At 40.2% G+C, this 14,922-nt stretch carries 18 protein-coding genes and 1 other annotated feature (1 of these 19 only partly in view); of the genes, 1 reads left to right on the top strand and 17 read right to left on the bottom strand.

Going from position 1 to position 14,922, the window contains the following annotated elements; all coding sequences use genetic code 11:
- The 15 genes from PQ460_RS09055 to PQ460_RS08985 all read right to left on the bottom strand — a co-directional run bounded on the left by PQ460_RS09055 (nt 1) and on the right by PQ460_RS08985 (nt 12,083).
- Nucleotides 1–723 carry a demethylmenaquinone methyltransferase gene (locus PQ460_RS09055; protein ID WP_273612872.1) on the bottom strand — a complete coding sequence of 241 codons (723 nt, stop codon included), beginning with the start codon at nt 721–723 and terminating at the stop codon, nt 1–3.
- Between the two features lie 59 nt (nt 724–782).
- Nucleotides 783–1,643, bottom strand: coding sequence for a heptaprenyl diphosphate synthase component 1 (locus tag PQ460_RS09050; RefSeq protein ID WP_274172411.1), 861 nt, complete (start codon nt 1,641–1,643; stop codon nt 783–785).
- Nucleotides 1,644–1,890: 247 nt separating this feature from the next.
- Complete coding sequence (mtrB, locus tag PQ460_RS09045; RefSeq protein WP_204823510.1) at nt 1,891–2,127, bottom strand: trp RNA-binding attenuation protein MtrB; 237 nt, start codon at nt 2,125–2,127, stop codon at nt 1,891–1,893.
- A gap of 98 nt (nt 2,128–2,225) precedes the next feature.
- Entirely contained in the window at nt 2,226–2,498 is a 273-nt protein-coding gene (locus tag PQ460_RS09040; RefSeq protein WP_069327910.1) for an HU family DNA-binding protein, read from the bottom strand.
- A gap of 188 nt (nt 2,499–2,686) precedes the next feature.
- The gene (locus PQ460_RS09035; RefSeq protein ID WP_274172410.1) at nt 2,687–3,061 is read right to left on the bottom strand and encodes a 2Fe-2S iron-sulfur cluster-binding protein; all 375 of its coding nucleotides are present in this window, start codon (nt 3,059–3,061) and stop codon (nt 2,687–2,689) included.
- 12 nt (nt 3,062–3,073) lie between these two features.
- Entirely contained in the window at nt 3,074–3,691 is a 618-nt protein-coding gene (locus PQ460_RS09030; RefSeq protein WP_273612875.1) for a hypothetical protein, read from the bottom strand.
- A gap of 73 nt (nt 3,692–3,764) precedes the next feature.
- Entirely contained in the window at nt 3,765–4,808 is a 1,044-nt protein-coding gene (locus PQ460_RS09025) for an NAD(P)H-dependent glycerol-3-phosphate dehydrogenase (RefSeq protein WP_274172409.1), read from the bottom strand.
- Nucleotides 4,801–5,436, bottom strand: a complete 636-nt coding sequence (gene plsY / locus PQ460_RS09020; protein WP_273612877.1) for a glycerol-3-phosphate 1-O-acyltransferase PlsY — start codon at nt 5,434–5,436, stop codon at nt 4,801–4,803. Before plsY ends, PQ460_RS09025 begins: the two co-directional genes overlap by 8 nt.
- Before the next feature lie 12 nt (nt 5,437–5,448).
- A complete protein-coding gene (der, locus tag PQ460_RS09015; RefSeq protein ID WP_274172408.1) occupies nt 5,449–6,774 on the bottom strand; it encodes a ribosome biogenesis GTPase Der in 1,326 nt (441 codons plus the stop codon).
- 316 nt (nt 6,775–7,090) lie between these two features.
- Complete coding sequence (gene rpsA / locus PQ460_RS09010; RefSeq protein WP_204823499.1) at nt 7,091–8,326, bottom strand: 30S ribosomal protein S1; 1,236 nt, start codon at nt 8,324–8,326, stop codon at nt 7,091–7,093.
- Between the two features lie 73 nt (nt 8,327–8,399).
- Entirely contained in the window at nt 8,400–8,978 is a 579-nt protein-coding gene (locus PQ460_RS09005; protein WP_204823498.1) for a lysophospholipid acyltransferase family protein, read from the bottom strand.
- Between the two features lie 3 nt (nt 8,979–8,981).
- Nucleotides 8,982–9,683 carry a (d)CMP kinase gene (cmk, locus tag PQ460_RS09000; RefSeq protein ID WP_373461972.1) on the bottom strand — a complete coding sequence of 234 codons (702 nt, stop codon included), beginning with the start codon at nt 9,681–9,683 and terminating at the stop codon, nt 8,982–8,984.
- Between the two features lie 110 nt (nt 9,684–9,793).
- On the bottom strand, nt 9,794–10,438 hold the full coding sequence (locus PQ460_RS08995) for a flagellar brake protein (RefSeq protein WP_273612879.1): 645 nt from the start codon (nt 10,436–10,438) through the stop codon (nt 9,794–9,796).
- 205 nt (nt 10,439–10,643) lie between these two features.
- Nucleotides 10,644–11,342: a glutamic-type intramembrane protease PrsW gene (gene prsW, locus PQ460_RS08990; RefSeq protein ID WP_204823492.1), complete on the bottom strand. Its 699-nt coding sequence runs from the start codon at nt 11,340–11,342 to the stop codon at nt 10,644–10,646.
- A 129-nt stretch (nt 11,343–11,471) separates the two neighbouring features.
- Entirely contained in the window at nt 11,472–12,083 is a 612-nt protein-coding gene (locus tag PQ460_RS08985) for a genetic competence negative regulator (protein ID WP_069327899.1), read from the bottom strand.
- Nucleotides 12,084–12,480: 397 nt separating this feature from the next.
- On the opposite strand from PQ460_RS08985, the gene PQ460_RS08980 reads away from it, so the two are divergent.
- Nucleotides 12,481–13,380, top strand: a complete 900-nt coding sequence (locus PQ460_RS08980) for a polysaccharide deacetylase family protein (RefSeq protein WP_274172406.1) — start codon at nt 12,481–12,483, stop codon at nt 13,378–13,380.
- A gap of 91 nt (nt 13,381–13,471) precedes the next feature.
- Here the strand turns inward: PQ460_RS08980 and PQ460_RS08975 are convergent, their stop codons facing one another.
- Nucleotides 13,472–13,912 (bottom strand): hypothetical protein, encoded by a 441-nt coding sequence (locus tag PQ460_RS08975; RefSeq protein WP_273612881.1) that lies wholly within the window; start codon nt 13,910–13,912, stop codon nt 13,472–13,474.
- Nucleotides 13,909–14,502: a type II CAAX endopeptidase family protein gene (locus PQ460_RS08970; protein WP_204823489.1), complete on the bottom strand. Its 594-nt coding sequence runs from the start codon at nt 14,500–14,502 to the stop codon at nt 13,909–13,911. Before PQ460_RS08970 ends, PQ460_RS08975 begins: the two co-directional genes overlap by 4 nt.
- 234 nt (nt 14,503–14,736) lie before the next feature.
- Nucleotides 14,737–14,922, top strand: a binding site (T-box leader); it runs 44 nt beyond the window's last position.

Below are 14,922 nucleotides of genomic sequence, written 5' to 3'. Positions count from 1 at the left end.
CTACTTCTCCTTGATCCCAATATGAAGTGCCGCAATACCGCCTGTTAAGGGGTACGCCTGAACATTATCTAGCCCAACATCTCGGAATATTTGCGCCAGTTCTGCACGTCCCGGGAACAGCTTGAGTGAATCAGGCAGCCATTTGTATTGCTCGTAATGTTTGGCTACAAGTTTGCCCATAAGTGGCAATAAGTTTTGGAAATAAAAATAATACAGCCCTTTAAACGGTTGCCATGTTGGTTTGGATAGTTCTAAACAAACAACCATACCGCCAGGCTTTACCACACGCTGCATTTCTTTTAACACTTGTACCAGATCTGGCACATTACGTAGTCCGAATCCTATCGTTACATAATCAAAAGAATTATCTTCGTATGGAAGATCCATTGCATTCCCTTGAGTAAGTGTAATATTATCTCTCCAGCCATCACGATTGATTTTGTTCTGACCGACTTGTAACATATTTGGACTGAAATCCAGCCCTTTGATTTGACCGGTACCGCTAGCTTCAGCAATACTGAGTGTCCAATCACATGTTCCACAACATACATCCAGTGCTGAACTGCCTGGTTGTACATTCATTTTTTTCATTGTAAATTTGCGCCATGCTTTGTGGCGACGGAAACTAAGCAAATCGTTCATCATATCGTATTTTGGAGCAATCGACTCAAAAACGGATTGTACGAATTGCTCTTTCGGTTTGACAGCTTCTGGTTTGGTCACGATACAATCACCTCATTTTAAAATAGGTACTCTGGCAATATTCTGCTTTCGCACTAACATTATTGCTCTTGATTCAACACTAATGCTTGATAAGATTCCGTTAACTGTAATACTTCAGTCTGCAACTCCGCATGACCTGCTTGTTCTAGACGTTGTGAGATATCCGCTAATACACTGCTTAGCTCTGAACGAAGATGTGCAGTGATCTGATAAGTCTGATCCCATTCATTCCATTGTTGTACTGTTACGTGATCACTCACTAGATGCTCTTTAGTCTGTGCTTGTACATGCTCAAGTACCTGATACAAAGCAAAGCTGCCAAATGGACCTTGTTCTCCATGTAGACGTGTTAATTCGTTAGCCAGAATCTCAGCGCGGCTAAAATCAGTTAACAACGCTTGCCACAATGAAGATACTTCTGTAGAAATATACGGTGTAAACAAAATAAACAGCTCCATTTTAAGCTGTGTAAGCGACTGCACATATTGCTCAGCAGTAAAGTGTTTACTTTGAACATCATGATATAAATTCATTTTAAGACGGTTCGTTTCGCAGATTGCCGCGCTAAGCAAAGAAATCATCTCAATCTCGCCAGCTTTGGCTAACAACTCGTAAAAGCGGCTACTGAAAAAGTCTCCTGCTAATACATTCAACTGTCGAGAACGCATCGCTTCTTCTTCCTGATGGACAGCCAGTGTATCGATCATATCATGAGTATCCATTGCCATCTGCACAATACCTGCTACAAGTGGGAATAATTCTCCACGATGTGAGACACTTTCATCATGATCTGTCATATTCAAAAAGGCATGAAGTAAATGTACACGAGTGTCTGGAAACTCGGGAACTCCTGTATGCTTTTGAATCATATCGTATTCTGTGTATTTTCGGGATGTTTCCAACAAACGGTATGGTTTCATCTCAGCCTCCGACGCCTTTATAGTGCAAGTCTTTATTTTCACAAACATAGTATAGCCTAAAACATAACTTTTAAGCCATTTCAGTTCATTATACCATATGTTTTTTTGACAAGACAGGGCTAGTGAAGATTTGTAAGTCAATCGATGGCATAGAAAAATACTGGTTTCCTCAACCTTAATCAACTATTAAACATGAGGAAGCCAGTATTTAGGTAGATTGTTTATTTGCGATCAACCATAACATATATCAATCTTCTGTATTCATAGAGCCATGCTTGGTCATCACTTCTGCTTTGCCACGTACTTTAATCGCTGATGTATTCTCTGTAAATTGAACGACCATGATTTCGCCTTTATCCAACTTCTCTGTATGATGAAAACGAGTATCGCGTCCGCGAGTTAGACCGATTACCTGTACTCCGTTGTCTTTCGCCTTGATCACAATATAGTCACTATTTGTATAATGGTTGTCCGGTGATTCCATAAATGTTATCCCCTTTTCGTATTTAACGTAGATCAGATATGGAAAAGACCGTGAACATGATCGTCACGGTCTTTCCTGCACATGGAATATGTAATAACTTATTTAATTCCATCTTTCAATGCTTTACCAGGTTTAAAAGCCGGGATTTTGCTAGCTGCGATATCGATCTCTTCACCTGTTTGTGGGTTACGTCCTTTACGTGCAGAACGCTCACGAACTTCGAAGTTACCAAATCCAACCAATTGTACTTTATCACCACTTTGTAGTGCACCAGCGATAGCTTCAAAAACAGCATCCACTGCTTTAGTTACGTCTTTTTTCGGCAAATCAGTCGTTTCTGATACTTGCGCGATCAATTCGGATTTGTTCATATATTTCACCTCCCAAAGTATTTATATCGATTGCTCCACTTGCTGCTTGGTTTTTCGTTTGCACGAAATATAAGTAAACACCGCGGAATTTTCGAAAATATCACCTGCTGCCTATAGAGCGCAGAAGGCGGAACAAACCTATAGTAATATACTCACCCTTTAATTTCAAGCATTTTGCGCTTTTTTGTCTACCAATCACTCAGATCTTCGTTTTGTTGCTCCATTTGTTTGCGAATTGCGGCTTTTAGTCGATCTTCGGGCACTTCCACTGTCAAATCACCAAGTACTCTAGCCTGACAGGATAATCGTACACCTTGTCCTATGGAACTTCCTAATTTACGTGATTCGGCTGGCTCTGCGGCTGAAATACACAAATGACCTTCATCATCATAAGGATAAGGGGTATTCACTTTGCACATCAAACAAGCAGCTTTGCCGTCACAACGCACTGCAATATGAACTCCTGCTTTGCGTGCCGCTGTCAGCACTGTTGTTCCTGTATTGACCTGAATAGATTTACCGGATGGCAAAAAGGTGACTTGAGCTTTGTCTGTTCTGGACATTGTTTTCTCCTTTTACCGTTCTATTCCAGCTAATCGAAGGATACGTTGTCTAAATTGAGGATGAAATCCATTATGTTGTATCATCTGCTCGATAAGTAATGCATGATCCTGAGAGTTCTCACGTATTCGTTCACTAATCGGCTCATAGCGATCTGGTCGATCACGTAATAGATTAAAAATCAATTCATGTGCTAATGGCATCAAATGAACATTTCCAGCCTCTAGCGTATATACAGGAGCAGCAGGATAAAGAACAGGCTCTACATGTACACGATAATACGATTCTCTCGCCCGTACTTCAAATCCCCCGACTAATTCGACAGTGTACGCATCTAACTGATAATGACTAAGTGTCGAGCGATATGTTCTTGTCTCGTCAAGTACCGGATAATCTAACACAGGCAACTTACTAGCTAACTGTCCATGAATATGTTCTATTCGAATCTCATCTGTATAAAGATCTATATCGCGTGGAGCTTTATCTAACTTCACACCATGTAGTAAAAGACCACAGCTTCCACCAAGCAACCAGGGAGATTGCTCCTCCAACGGTTGAAGCAGACGAACAAGCTGCTCCAGAGATGGTATCAGCTCTTTTTTCTGCTGTACCTGCTGCTGCGTTTCCACCATGATTTCCTACTCCTTCCTGTGCAAAAAGAACGAAAGGATTATTGATACCCCATCGTTCCTGCCTATTTCTTTATTAGGAATGCCATTGTTGCCATGTTTCTAGCTTCATGACTTCCATTTCATTTTTGGGATTGCGTCCCATAAGTGTCTCGACGGCTGTACGAGGATCACTTTGCTCAAATAACACATGATACAACTGCTCTGCGATCGGCATTTGTACATTGTATTTTAGCGAAATATCACGTGCTGCTTCTGTAGTGCGTACACCTTCAACTACCATATTCATCGAAGCCATCACTTCATCCAGTGATTTGCCTTGACCTAACATATAGCCAGCTCTCCAGTTACGACTGTGTTGACTGCTTGCAGTTACCATTAAGTCGCCAATACCTGCAAGTCCAGAAAAGGTCAACGGATTAGCACCCATTTCACTACCAACACGTACCATTTCAGCCAGTCCGCGGGTAAGTAAAGCCGCTTTGGCATTATCACCAAATCCAAGACCATCTACCATACCGGCTCCCAATGCAATAATATTTTTAAGTGCACCGGCAAGCTCTACTCCGACCAGATCCAGATTCGTATACACCCGGAAATATTCTTCATTCATAAATAAAGATTGTGCCGCTGCTGCCGCTTTGGCATTGTGAGAAGCGACAACTACCGTAGTCGGTAGACGCTTAACCACTTCTTCCGCATGACTAGGACCAGACAAGACCACTACATCTGACTCTAGACAGTCCAGTTCTTCGCTGATGACAGTAGACATACGTTTGAGTGTCTTCGTTTCGAATCCTTTGGTAGCATGAATACAGAGCATATCAGCATGGTAATATGGTTTAAGATCGCTACATACTTGACGCATCGCTTTGGAAGGTGCCACAATCACAACTGCTTTTGTTCCATCCATAGCAGCAGCAAGATCAGAAGTTGCTGTAATTTGAGTGGACAGAACTGCATCTGGCAAATACTTTGTATTGGTGTGCTGTTGATTAATCTCGGCAACTTGCTCTTCACTGCGTGCCCATATTGTCACTTGTAGACCATTGTCTGCAAGAACAGAAGCAAGCGCAGTTCCCCAACTACCAGCTACTAGAACGGTCACTTTTTCAGACAACTTTGTTTCCTCCCTTGTCCGCTTTGGATCCGATTTTATTTTCAGTGCCTTTGAATATTTTGACAATATTCGTCTGATGCCGCCATACTGCAAGCAACCAAATGATAATACTCACTGTAATGATCGGTGCAGAGTAACCCTGAATCAGTAAAACAATAGGTGTTAACGTTACAAAAATTAACGATCCTAAAGATACATAACGAGTAATAACAATCGATGCAATCGCAAATACACCTGCAATTAATGTGGGCACAATACATAATGTTGCCAACACGCCAATTGTTGTCGCAATTCCTTTACCTCCGCGAAAACGGAAATAAATCGGCCAGTTATGCCCTAAAATAGCAGCTATTCCGCACAAAGCAGGAACCCAGTACATGGTATGTCCTGATAACCCGATACTGAACCAAACGCCAAGCCATATAGCTGCCACACCTTTGAGCGCATCTAACAAAAGTACAAATATAGCAGGTCCTTTGCCTAGTACGCGCAATGTATTGGTTGCTCCGGCGTTGCCGCTTCCGTGATCACGGATATCGATTCCTTTCAGCCATTTAGCAATAAGTACACTAAAGCTGATCGAACCAATCAGATAACTAATAATAATAGCCACGACTGATAAAATCACATGCTTCTCTCCTTAATTATCTGATGCTGATTTTCGACGTGTAAATATTCGAATCGGCGTACCGATAAAGTCAAATGCCGCTCGAATTTTATTTTCCAAATAACGTTCGTACGAAAAGTGCATCATTTCAGGTTCATTTACAAATACGATAACGGTTGGTGGCTTAACTGCAACTTGAGTTACATAGTTAATACGCATCCGTTTTCCTTTATCTGTAGGTGGAGGATTAATAGCAATTGCATCAGATACTACATCATTTAATAAATGAGTAGGAATACGCAATGCATGTTGTTCAGCAACTTGTTGTACAACCGGTAACAATTTGTGAACACGTTGTTTGGTCAATGCAGACAAAAATACAACAGGAGCATAACTCATAAATAAGAAATGATCGCGAATATTCGATTCGAATTGACGCATCGTTTTGTCATCTTTTTCAACAACATCCCATTTATTGACTACAAATATAGCTGCTTTACCTGCATCATGTGCATATCCAGCTACGTGTTTGTCCTGGTCGATAATACCTTCTTCACCATTGATTACAGTTAATACAACATCTGCACGTTCAATCGCTTTCATCGCACGCATTACACTGTATTTTTCTGTATTCTCATAGACTTTACCACGCTTACGCATACCTGCTGTATCGATCAATACGTAACGTTGTCCATCACGTTCAAAAGGTGTATCAATCGCATCACGAGTCGTACCTGCTACATTACTTACAATAACACGTTCTTCTCCCAAAATTGCATTCACCAATGAAGATTTACCTACGTTTGGACGACCGATTAGAGCTACACGAATAACATCGTCGCCATACTCATCTTCAACCGTTTCAGGTAATTCTTTGACAACCGCATCTAGCAAATCACCCATACCACTACCATGACTTCCTGAGATTCCAATCGGATCGCCAAATCCTAAATTATAAAATTCATAAATATCATTCATACGACCCATGTTATCTACTTTGTTAATCGCAACAACAATCGGCTTGCCTGAACGATATAGTATTCCAGCTACTTCTTCATCAGATTGAGTCAATCCGCTTTTGACATCACACATAAATACGATAACATCCGCTTCTTCGATTGCAAGTTCAGCTTGCATACGAATCGACTTCAGCATCATATCTTCCCCATCTAATTCGATACCTCCGGTATCAATAACACTGAATGCTTTACCATTCCATTCAGATGTTCCATAGATACGGTCACGCGTAATACCAGGTTTATCTTCGACAATTGCTAGCCGATCACCGATCATGCGGTTAAATACTGTGGATTTTCCCACATTCGGGCGGCCTACGATTGCAACTACAGGTCTTGCCATACGATCCATTCCTCCTGTTCATTCTTTCCGCTTTTCATCATAGCAAAAAACATTGCACTTGGCTAACATTATGATGAACTTTACAACGGATTCATTTATTCCTTTAAAAGCAATAATCGACGAATCCATTGCGGATTCGCCGATTGATTGAGTGACTTTTACTAGAAAGGCGGTCGCTTTACTATCAATGGACCGTCCATAAAAAGCCCGTACTATGATTTAGATTATTTTGCGAGAAAATCACTCGCTTATGATTAAAGAGTAAACGTCATTAGAACATTGACGTTTACCGAGCGAGAAAATCACTCGCTCGTAATCACTTGAATTTGCTTAGTTTGTCACCGAAACGTTCGCCAAGAGTGATGCTCAATCCTTGGTTGCTTAAAGATACGTTAGGGTTGTTTAATTCTTCTTGTTTAGGAGCTCTGTCGCCACGGTTGTTGCTGCGTTCTGGTTTAGCAGATTGCGCAGGAGCTTCTTCTGTTTCTTTGATACTCAAGCTAACACGTTTTTCTTCTGTGTTCACATCAAGTACTTTAACAGAAACCGTTTGTCCTTCTTCAAGAACTTCTTGTGGAGTACCAATGTGTTTGTGAGAGATCTGGGAAATATGAACCAAACCTTCTACTCCTGGAGCGATCTCAACGAAAGCACCGAAGTTCACAAGACGTTTTACTTCACCAGTAACGATATCACCGATGTTGAATTTGTCAGAAGCTGAATCCCAAGGTCCTGGTTGAGCAGCTTTGATACTCAAGCTGATTTTACCTTTTTCAGGGTCAACACGAAGTACTTTTACTTTAACTTCGTCGCCTTCAGACAATACATCAGATGGTTTGTCTACGTGATTCCAAGCAATCTCAGATACGTGAACCAAACCGTCTACGCCGCCAACGTCTACAAAAGCACCGAATTGAGTCAAGCGTTGTACTGTACCTGTCAATTCTTGTCCTTCTTTAAGACTTTCCATCACTGTGTGTTTGTTAGCTTCGTATTCAGCTTCCAAAACATCTTTTTGTGAAAGAATGACTTTGTTGTTTTCGCGATCCAATTCTTTTACTTTAACGCGCAAAGTGCGTCCTTTGTAATCGCTGAAATCTTCTACGAAATGACGTTCTACCATAGAAGCCGGGATAAAACCGCGTACGCCAACATCAGCAACTACGCCACCTTTAACCACGTCTGATACAGTCACTTCAAATACTTCGCCTGATTCGAAATTCTTTTCAAGAACTTCCCAAGCATTTTCGCTGTCAATCGCACGTTTGGAAAGAACCAATTTCTCTTTCTCATCGTCGATACTTACAACTTTACATTCTACTTCTTGTCCTACTTCAACAGCTGCAGCAGCATTGTCTACTTGTAGTGAAGAAAGTTCACGGATCGGAATGATACCGTCATATTTATATCCGATGCTTACATAAGCTTGGTTATCTTCAATTTTGACGATCGTTCCTGTGACAGTGTCACCTTTGTTCAGTGAGACGAACTGATCAAGCGCCTCCTGGTTTGTAACTTCGGTAGTTTCTTGGTTATTATTTTCTTCCGACATGTCAATACCCTCCTCAATTCAAACCCCATTTATTTAAACCCGCAAAATGCAGAGTTCAAAACATCATTAAACATTATTGATTTTCTTGAATTAATTGGCGTATAGCTAGCATGATTTTGTCTGTCGCTTCATCTACAGTACCTATTGCCCCTTTACCTCGATAATCATCAAGATTAATAGGTGGCCCATAGACTACTTTTGTTTTGCCAAATAGCTTGTAATGACCTACAATCGCTACAGGCACGACAGCCGCATCTGTTCGTAGTGCAAAGCTTGCAGCACCATTTTTGGCAGCAGCATCCCCTGCATTACGACTACCTTCAGGAAAAATCCCCAATACACCGCCTTCACGTAAAATCAGAAGAGATGTTTTGATCGATTCTTTACTTACACCGCCACGTTTGACAGGATAAGCACCAAGTTGTCTAATCAAAGGTCCCAAAACAGGAACTTTGAATAACTCTTCCTTAGCCATAAAGCGAACTTTACGATTCAGCATAATGCCTACAGTAGGTGGATCCAAATTACTAATATGATTAGAACAAAGTAATACTCCACCTTGCTCGGGAACATGCTCTTTGCCTACAGCTTTTAGCCTAAATAAAAACATATACAAAATGCGTAGAATCGTACTACAAATGGTGTATACCATGAATCAGACTCTCCCTGACTGCACACTCTGTGCCATTGCAATAATACTCTCAACAACTTCTTCGATAGACATCGAAGTCGTATCCAGCACTGTTGCGTCTTCTGCACAAACGAGCGGAGAAAATTCACGCTGTTCATCCAATTGATCGCGCGCTGCAATTTCACGTTCAAGTTGCTCTAATGTAATACTTTCCGAACCATCCATTTCTGCAAATCTTCGTCTTGCTCGCTCTTGGACAGTAGCAGTCATAAATACTTTTACTTCTGCATCCGGAAGCACATGAGTACCGATATCGCGTCCATCCATTACAACGCCTTTGCGCAAAGCCATTTGCCGCTGTAAAGTTGCAAGCTTCACTCTCAGCCCCTCGATTTGCGCATATCGTGACACAATCCGGTTTACGGCAAGACTACGAATATCTGCTGTAACGTCTACTTCATTAGCTAGAACTTTTTGTCCATGTTCATCCGGTATCAATTCAATCACCAGATTCTTCGCCTCTTGAAGCACTTCTACAGTATTTTCTGGATCGATATTTCGCTGTAGCATATGCCATGTTACTGCTCTGTACATTGCACCGGTGTCCACATATACGTAACCGAGACGTTTAGCCACTAATCGGGCTATTGTACTTTTACCAGCCCCAGCAGGACCGTCAATCGCAATGTTCATTTTCCCGCTATATTCTAATGCTTGGCGTACCAATCGGGAATCCCCCTCAACCTTCATACTACAACTCGCTAAAAAAGCAGGCATTGCCTGCGACAAGCAAATTATACCACAGTCCTATATAACATGCAAAAACCCCGAGTCATTTACAACACTCTAAAATCGAATTGGCGTTCAAAACAATAGCGGATCATTTTTTGCCGATCGGTTTCCGATATCACTGTATATTCTAATAAATATCTTGGTGTAAGTGATGTGGAGTCAAGCACATTCATTACTTTCGCTGTTAATGGAATATGATCGATCTTTCCATTTTTCATATGGATCAATAACCAGCATTCTAAAACATCATTTTTTTGCACTTTGTTCATTACATCTGTTGTAAATGATAAACCGCCAGCGCTTACATTATCAGTGATAGCTACAAATCGATGATCTTCTTTTTTGACTGCTACTTCTATTTGTGCTTTGACTCGTAGATATTGCCGTCTTTGAACGACTGAAATTTCTTCTTGAAGAGGTTTGCGAATACGACTCAAGGAAGAGGTGGAATCGAAGCCTGTTACAATAGTACTGAAATAATGTTTGATTTCGTTGTCGATTAAATAATAAGCATACAACTCTTCGCCCAACGTTAACTTTTTGCCAGAAGAAGATTTTTTATGACTTAATGGGCCGATATATAATGAATCGTTATCCGCTCGTCCTACAATCGATTGATATATCTCTGTCTGATCTCCTTCTACCGCTTGAAATTGAAAATAAATCATGTCACCTGACTTCACTGACATCCTTTCTTCCCCCTTGAACAATATCTAACCATTTCTATACTTTTTCTATATTTCTGCCTTAATTCTTTATGATCATATAGTTATACGAATTATACCATCTTGTTGTATAAATGATACTTCATAAATTGCTATTTTAGACAAAAAAAAGCAATCACACTTTTCTGTACTATAGCTACAGATTCGTGGATTGCTTTTGATGACAATATTACAAATTAACTTCTTCCTCACGTTTGATAAAGCGGAAAGGTGAACGGTTGCTCGCTCGGGTGATCTTACTCATTCCTCCATACCAGAGAACGATCATCAACGGGATAATGTACCATAACCAATATTGACTCATCATATGCAAAATCAGATCATATAATCCATGCCAGAAAATAGGAAGAATTAATCCTAAAGCAAGGAATATATTACGTTTGCGTTTGGTGGTAGTAAATTTGGCTTTACCAATATAATCACCCATGATCACTCCAAAGAGCGCATGTCCTGAAACAGGAAGCAATCCCCGTAACAATAACGACATGACTGACATCGAGTTATATAAGGCGTATAACACATTTTCCAAAGTTGCAAATCCTAGTGATAGCGCTACTGTATACAGTATTCCATCATAAGGCTCGTCAAACTCTGTATGATTGTACAAAATATGATAGATAATAAACCATTTGGCAAATTCTTCTACACCTGCTGAAGTCAGAAAGGAAAACACATAAGGACTATCGCCTAATCCAAGCACCATAGCCCGTTGTATAATCATAAGCGGGAATACAATCGCCACGCCTAAGAAAAAGAATTTGATAACCAAATGGAGTGGTTCTGGTTCATATCTGTCCTTGAGGTAAAAATAGATCAACAGAGCAATACCCGGAGCTATTGCTGCCATCATGATCGAAAATAAAGACACTCGATATTCTCCCTCCATTCTTGCGTAAACCCAGTCCGACGTTGTGCCAAATCATAATATTAGGAACTCCTTCCGGTCGGTTCACGCTATGAAGATGAAGGATATACCTGAGGTGCCTTTATATTGGACTTAGTCGTTACGATCAAAATGTTCACAGATTGTCGCAATTGCATTTTCAGCCATAACAACTTTTCCGTATTCTTCTAATACTGCTTCCGTTAACGATGTGGTATCGCCAAATTCAGCTAATACCGCGATCAAAGCGGCGTGTTTGGTCAAATCAACATCCGCAGGATCCATAGTCAAAATCCATTTATCTTTATAATGGTACAGCCGTCCGGCTTCAGTGACATTTTTGGAGAGAGTATGAGCTGCTTCGATAAGAACTTCAAAATCTTTGAAAGAATACGCAATAAAATCAGTTTCTTCTAGCGTAACTTCCATTTCATATATTTCGTCAGCCATATCTTCTTCATTGATCGTGCCCAAGTGTTGGTCATACTTGCCACGCGTCACGATAACAACCATTCCTTGCGCAGGAAGTGCAAATACTTCGACTGCAAGAGGACCGGTAGCATCAAATCCAAGCTCGCTATAAGCTTGATCCATCATTTCGGTAAAAAGATCATGGACTTTTGGAATTTCCTGCCACATGTCTTCTTTTTGAATTCCACGCTCAGTAAGATCATCAAACGTAAGGAAAATCCGTATTTTGTCTGAGCTTAGTCGTTCTATTTTCATAATAGGATCCCCCTTGGAAAACATAGGTCATAACCATCGTAGAATACAGGTTATGTCACTGCCTATTTATATCGATGATAGATATAGCAATGCTATATTAGGTATGTTACCATTTATTATCCTTAAATGCACGCACTAAAACGCCTGAATAAGAATAATACGTATTGTCAATCTTTTTTTCGGAATTTGTTTCATTTCTTCCCCTTTTGGTTTAAAAGATAGTTTGTGCATTTAAGGTCGACTGCTATTTATGGCTATATTGTAACTTATCGTTACATATTTATGGTTGACCTTACGTATGCTTTAAGGATTTAATTTACATATGCGGAATTTTGCTCCACCGTGCTTTTGATTGATTTTATTTTCTAACAATTCAGACAGAAAAGAGCGTGAATGTATGTTAAAAAAAACAGCAAGTTGGTTGTTGTTATCTGTAATTATGTTGTCTGCTTGTAGCAATCAAGCTCCAGCATCCACTACAGAGACACCTGCCGCCACTACCGAACAAAGTACCAGTAACACACCTGCAACAACGCCAGAAAGTAGCGAAACAGCTACCACACCAGCAACCGAGGGTACAACTTCTACTGAAGCGACTACACCTGAGCAGTCTTCTGAAAGCACAACTGCTAAAGATACTGAAGCTACCGTTCCTGCTGAGTATACATATCATATGAACAAAAATTATGATATCGTACCTAACGAAGAATCTAAAGAAACTCCTAAAAAAGTAGTTCTTTTGACTTTTGATGACGGTCCGAAAGAGAAAAAAATGATCAATAGTATGATGGATACATTGGACAAACATCATGCCAAAGCGATCTTCTTCGTAAATGGCTATCGGATCAAAACTCATCCTGAACTGCTGAAGCTAATTCATGATCGTGGTGGTATTATCGGTAATCATACACAAGATCATATCGTACTTAAACATGAATCCAAAGCTAAAGTAACTCAGCAAATTGAAGATACTCAAAAGCTGATTGAAGATACGATTAATGAAGCACCGCGCTTTTTACGTGCTCCAAATGGTGCTACCAACGATACAGTACATGCATTAGCGAAAAAGCATGATATGCTGTATATGAACTGGTCTGTAGGTTCACTTGACTGGGTCAATCAAAAAGATCCGGACGCTGTTATTTCGAACGTTATGGATCAATTGCACTCCGGCAGTATTATTTTGATGCATGAATTGCCTTGGACGGTAGAAGCTTTGGATGAACTTTTGACCAAGCTTGAAGCCAAAGGTTACACCTTTGTTGATCCAAATGCGATTGAACCTAAAATGCGTTAATTCACTTTAAACAACGATAAAAAGCAAGGGCACCGTTGAATAACTGGTTCCCTTGCTTTTTTCATGTTCATAATGATAACCAAGCTAGTTATTATAGACCTGAACGACCCGCTAAATTCTGAAGCCAGTACCAATTCGGCATAAATCCAGACAGCTTAATCCCCCACCATAACAACATAATCGTCAATGCAACAAATAAGAAAATAAGATACCCGTAAAAAAACTTGGCAATTTTAATTTTGCGAGATGGATAAATCGTACTTCTAGGTACGTAATCTTTATCTTTTTCGTTCTCTTCTTCGTCTGTTTCACTAACTTCACCTGTTCTAGAACGCGTCAACACTCCTTGTTCGTTAATAGCTCCACGAACAGTGTTGGTAGCATTCTTTTTACGACCCGCAGGTAAGCGAATACGACTTCCTGTTAGAAGCCCTTCTTCTCCAGAACTATATCTGGCTACTCTACTCGATTGTCTGCTTTCTCGTGTTGCTGTATTACTATAACGTTCTAACCTGCTTAGGCGCTCGCTCATTTTTCCCTCCGCAATGAAATAATTAGACCGGATATCAGGTCAATCGCAAAGTGACATAATATAGGTGCCCACAATGTTCCGGATTCAATATATATATACCCAAGTGCGTAGCTACTGACGAATACCCATGCTGTAGGAATCCAATGTCGTAGGTAACGGAAATGAATAGCTGCAAATATAATGCTGGTCCAATAAGGCCCAACTGCATATTGAATAGCTCCACGGAACAATATTTCTTCGCAGACCCCTACCAGTAGTGTAATAATAATAATATGCCATAACGGGCGATTTTTGAAGATCATTTCATTAATTCCGCCATCGTCCATACTATTTTCAGGAACAACTTTGGAAATAAATAGATCTACGACGAGCATCAGCGCTGCAAGTCCTAATCCCCATGCGATAAAAGTAAGTTCTGTTGGCAATTGTAATAATGTTAAAGGGTTGCGTCCTTGTAACCAAATCCATATCAGTCCAACAAGCAAGGTCAAGCCTTGAGTTAAATACAAATTAATCAATAATAATTTATCGGTTAATTGTTCAGGTTGTACGCGTTTAATTTTGAATGAACGGAACTTGCTTTTTTTCATAATCACAATCCTTTGGCTGCATAAAATAGTGTATCGGTCTATTATATCACTTTATTGAATACAAGCTTCTATCTCTGCTCCTAATTATTCAAGATTGGCTGTTCTCACATCTTTACGTTAGAATACAATTATCGTTTCGTGTAAAATTCATTTTGAAATTTTCTGATTACTTTCTCTCTTTGCTGTATTGACATGATATGTAACCCATGTTACATTATGAAAAATTAAATGATTCTAACGTCTATGAAGGAAAAAAGTAGCATGATGGTTTTCAGAGAGCCGGTGGTTGGTGCAAACCGGTAAGCCAAATGTTGTCTTTGAGCGATCCTGAGTCACTGTATTGAAATCAAGTAGGTACAGTCGGTTGATCCCGTTAGCGATCCGGTCAAAACATTGACCATAAGGCTGATTCTTGTGAGA

The organism is Paenibacillus sp. KACC 21273 (assembly GCF_028736095.1).
Lineage (GTDB): Bacteria > Bacillota > Bacilli > Paenibacillales > Paenibacillaceae > Saccharibacillus > Saccharibacillus kyungheensis.
The sequence above is the reverse complement of the archived record's forward strand: the minus strand, read 5'-3'. Positions and strand labels throughout refer to the sequence as shown.

Coding starts and splice junctions, on each gene's coding strand:
- PQ460_RS09050 (WP_274172411.1), bottom strand. CDS start 1,643: ATGAAACCATACCGTTTGTTGGAAACATCCCGAAAATACACAGAATAC.
- mtrB (WP_204823510.1), bottom strand. CDS start 2,127: ATGGAATCACCGGACAACCATTATACAAATAGTGACTATATTGTGATC.
- PQ460_RS09040 (WP_069327910.1), bottom strand. CDS start 2,498: ATGAACAAATCCGAATTGATCGCGCAAGTATCAGAAACGACTGATTTG.
- PQ460_RS09035 (WP_274172410.1), bottom strand. CDS start 3,061: ATGTCCAGAACAGACAAAGCTCAAGTCACCTTTTTGCCATCCGGTAAA.
- PQ460_RS09030 (WP_273612875.1), bottom strand. CDS start 3,691: ATGGTGGAAACGCAGCAGCAGGTACAGCAGAAAAAAGAGCTGATACCA.
- der (WP_274172408.1), bottom strand. CDS start 6,774: ATGGCAAGACCTGTAGTTGCAATCGTAGGCCGCCCGAATGTGGGAAAA.
- rpsA (WP_204823499.1), bottom strand. CDS start 8,326: ATGTCGGAAGAAAATAATAACCAAGAAACTACCGAAGTTACAAACCAG.
- PQ460_RS09005 (WP_204823498.1), bottom strand. CDS start 8,978: ATGGTATACACCATTTGTAGTACGATTCTACGCATTTTGTATATGTTT.
- PQ460_RS08995 (WP_273612879.1), bottom strand. CDS start 10,438: ATGTCAGTGAAGTCAGGTGACATGATTTATTTTCAATTTCAAGCGGTA.
- PQ460_RS08985 (WP_069327899.1), bottom strand. CDS start 12,083: ATGAAAATAGAACGACTAAGCTCAGACAAAATACGGATTTTCCTTACG.
- PQ460_RS08980 (WP_274172406.1), top strand. CDS start 12,481: ATGTTAAAAAAAACAGCAAGTTGGTTGTTGTTATCTGTAATTATGTTG.
- PQ460_RS08975 (WP_273612881.1), bottom strand. CDS start 13,912: ATGAGCGAGCGCCTAAGCAGGTTAGAACGTTATAGTAATACAGCAACA.
- PQ460_RS08970 (WP_204823489.1), bottom strand. CDS start 14,502: ATGAAAAAAAGCAAGTTCCGTTCATTCAAAATTAAACGCGTACAACCT.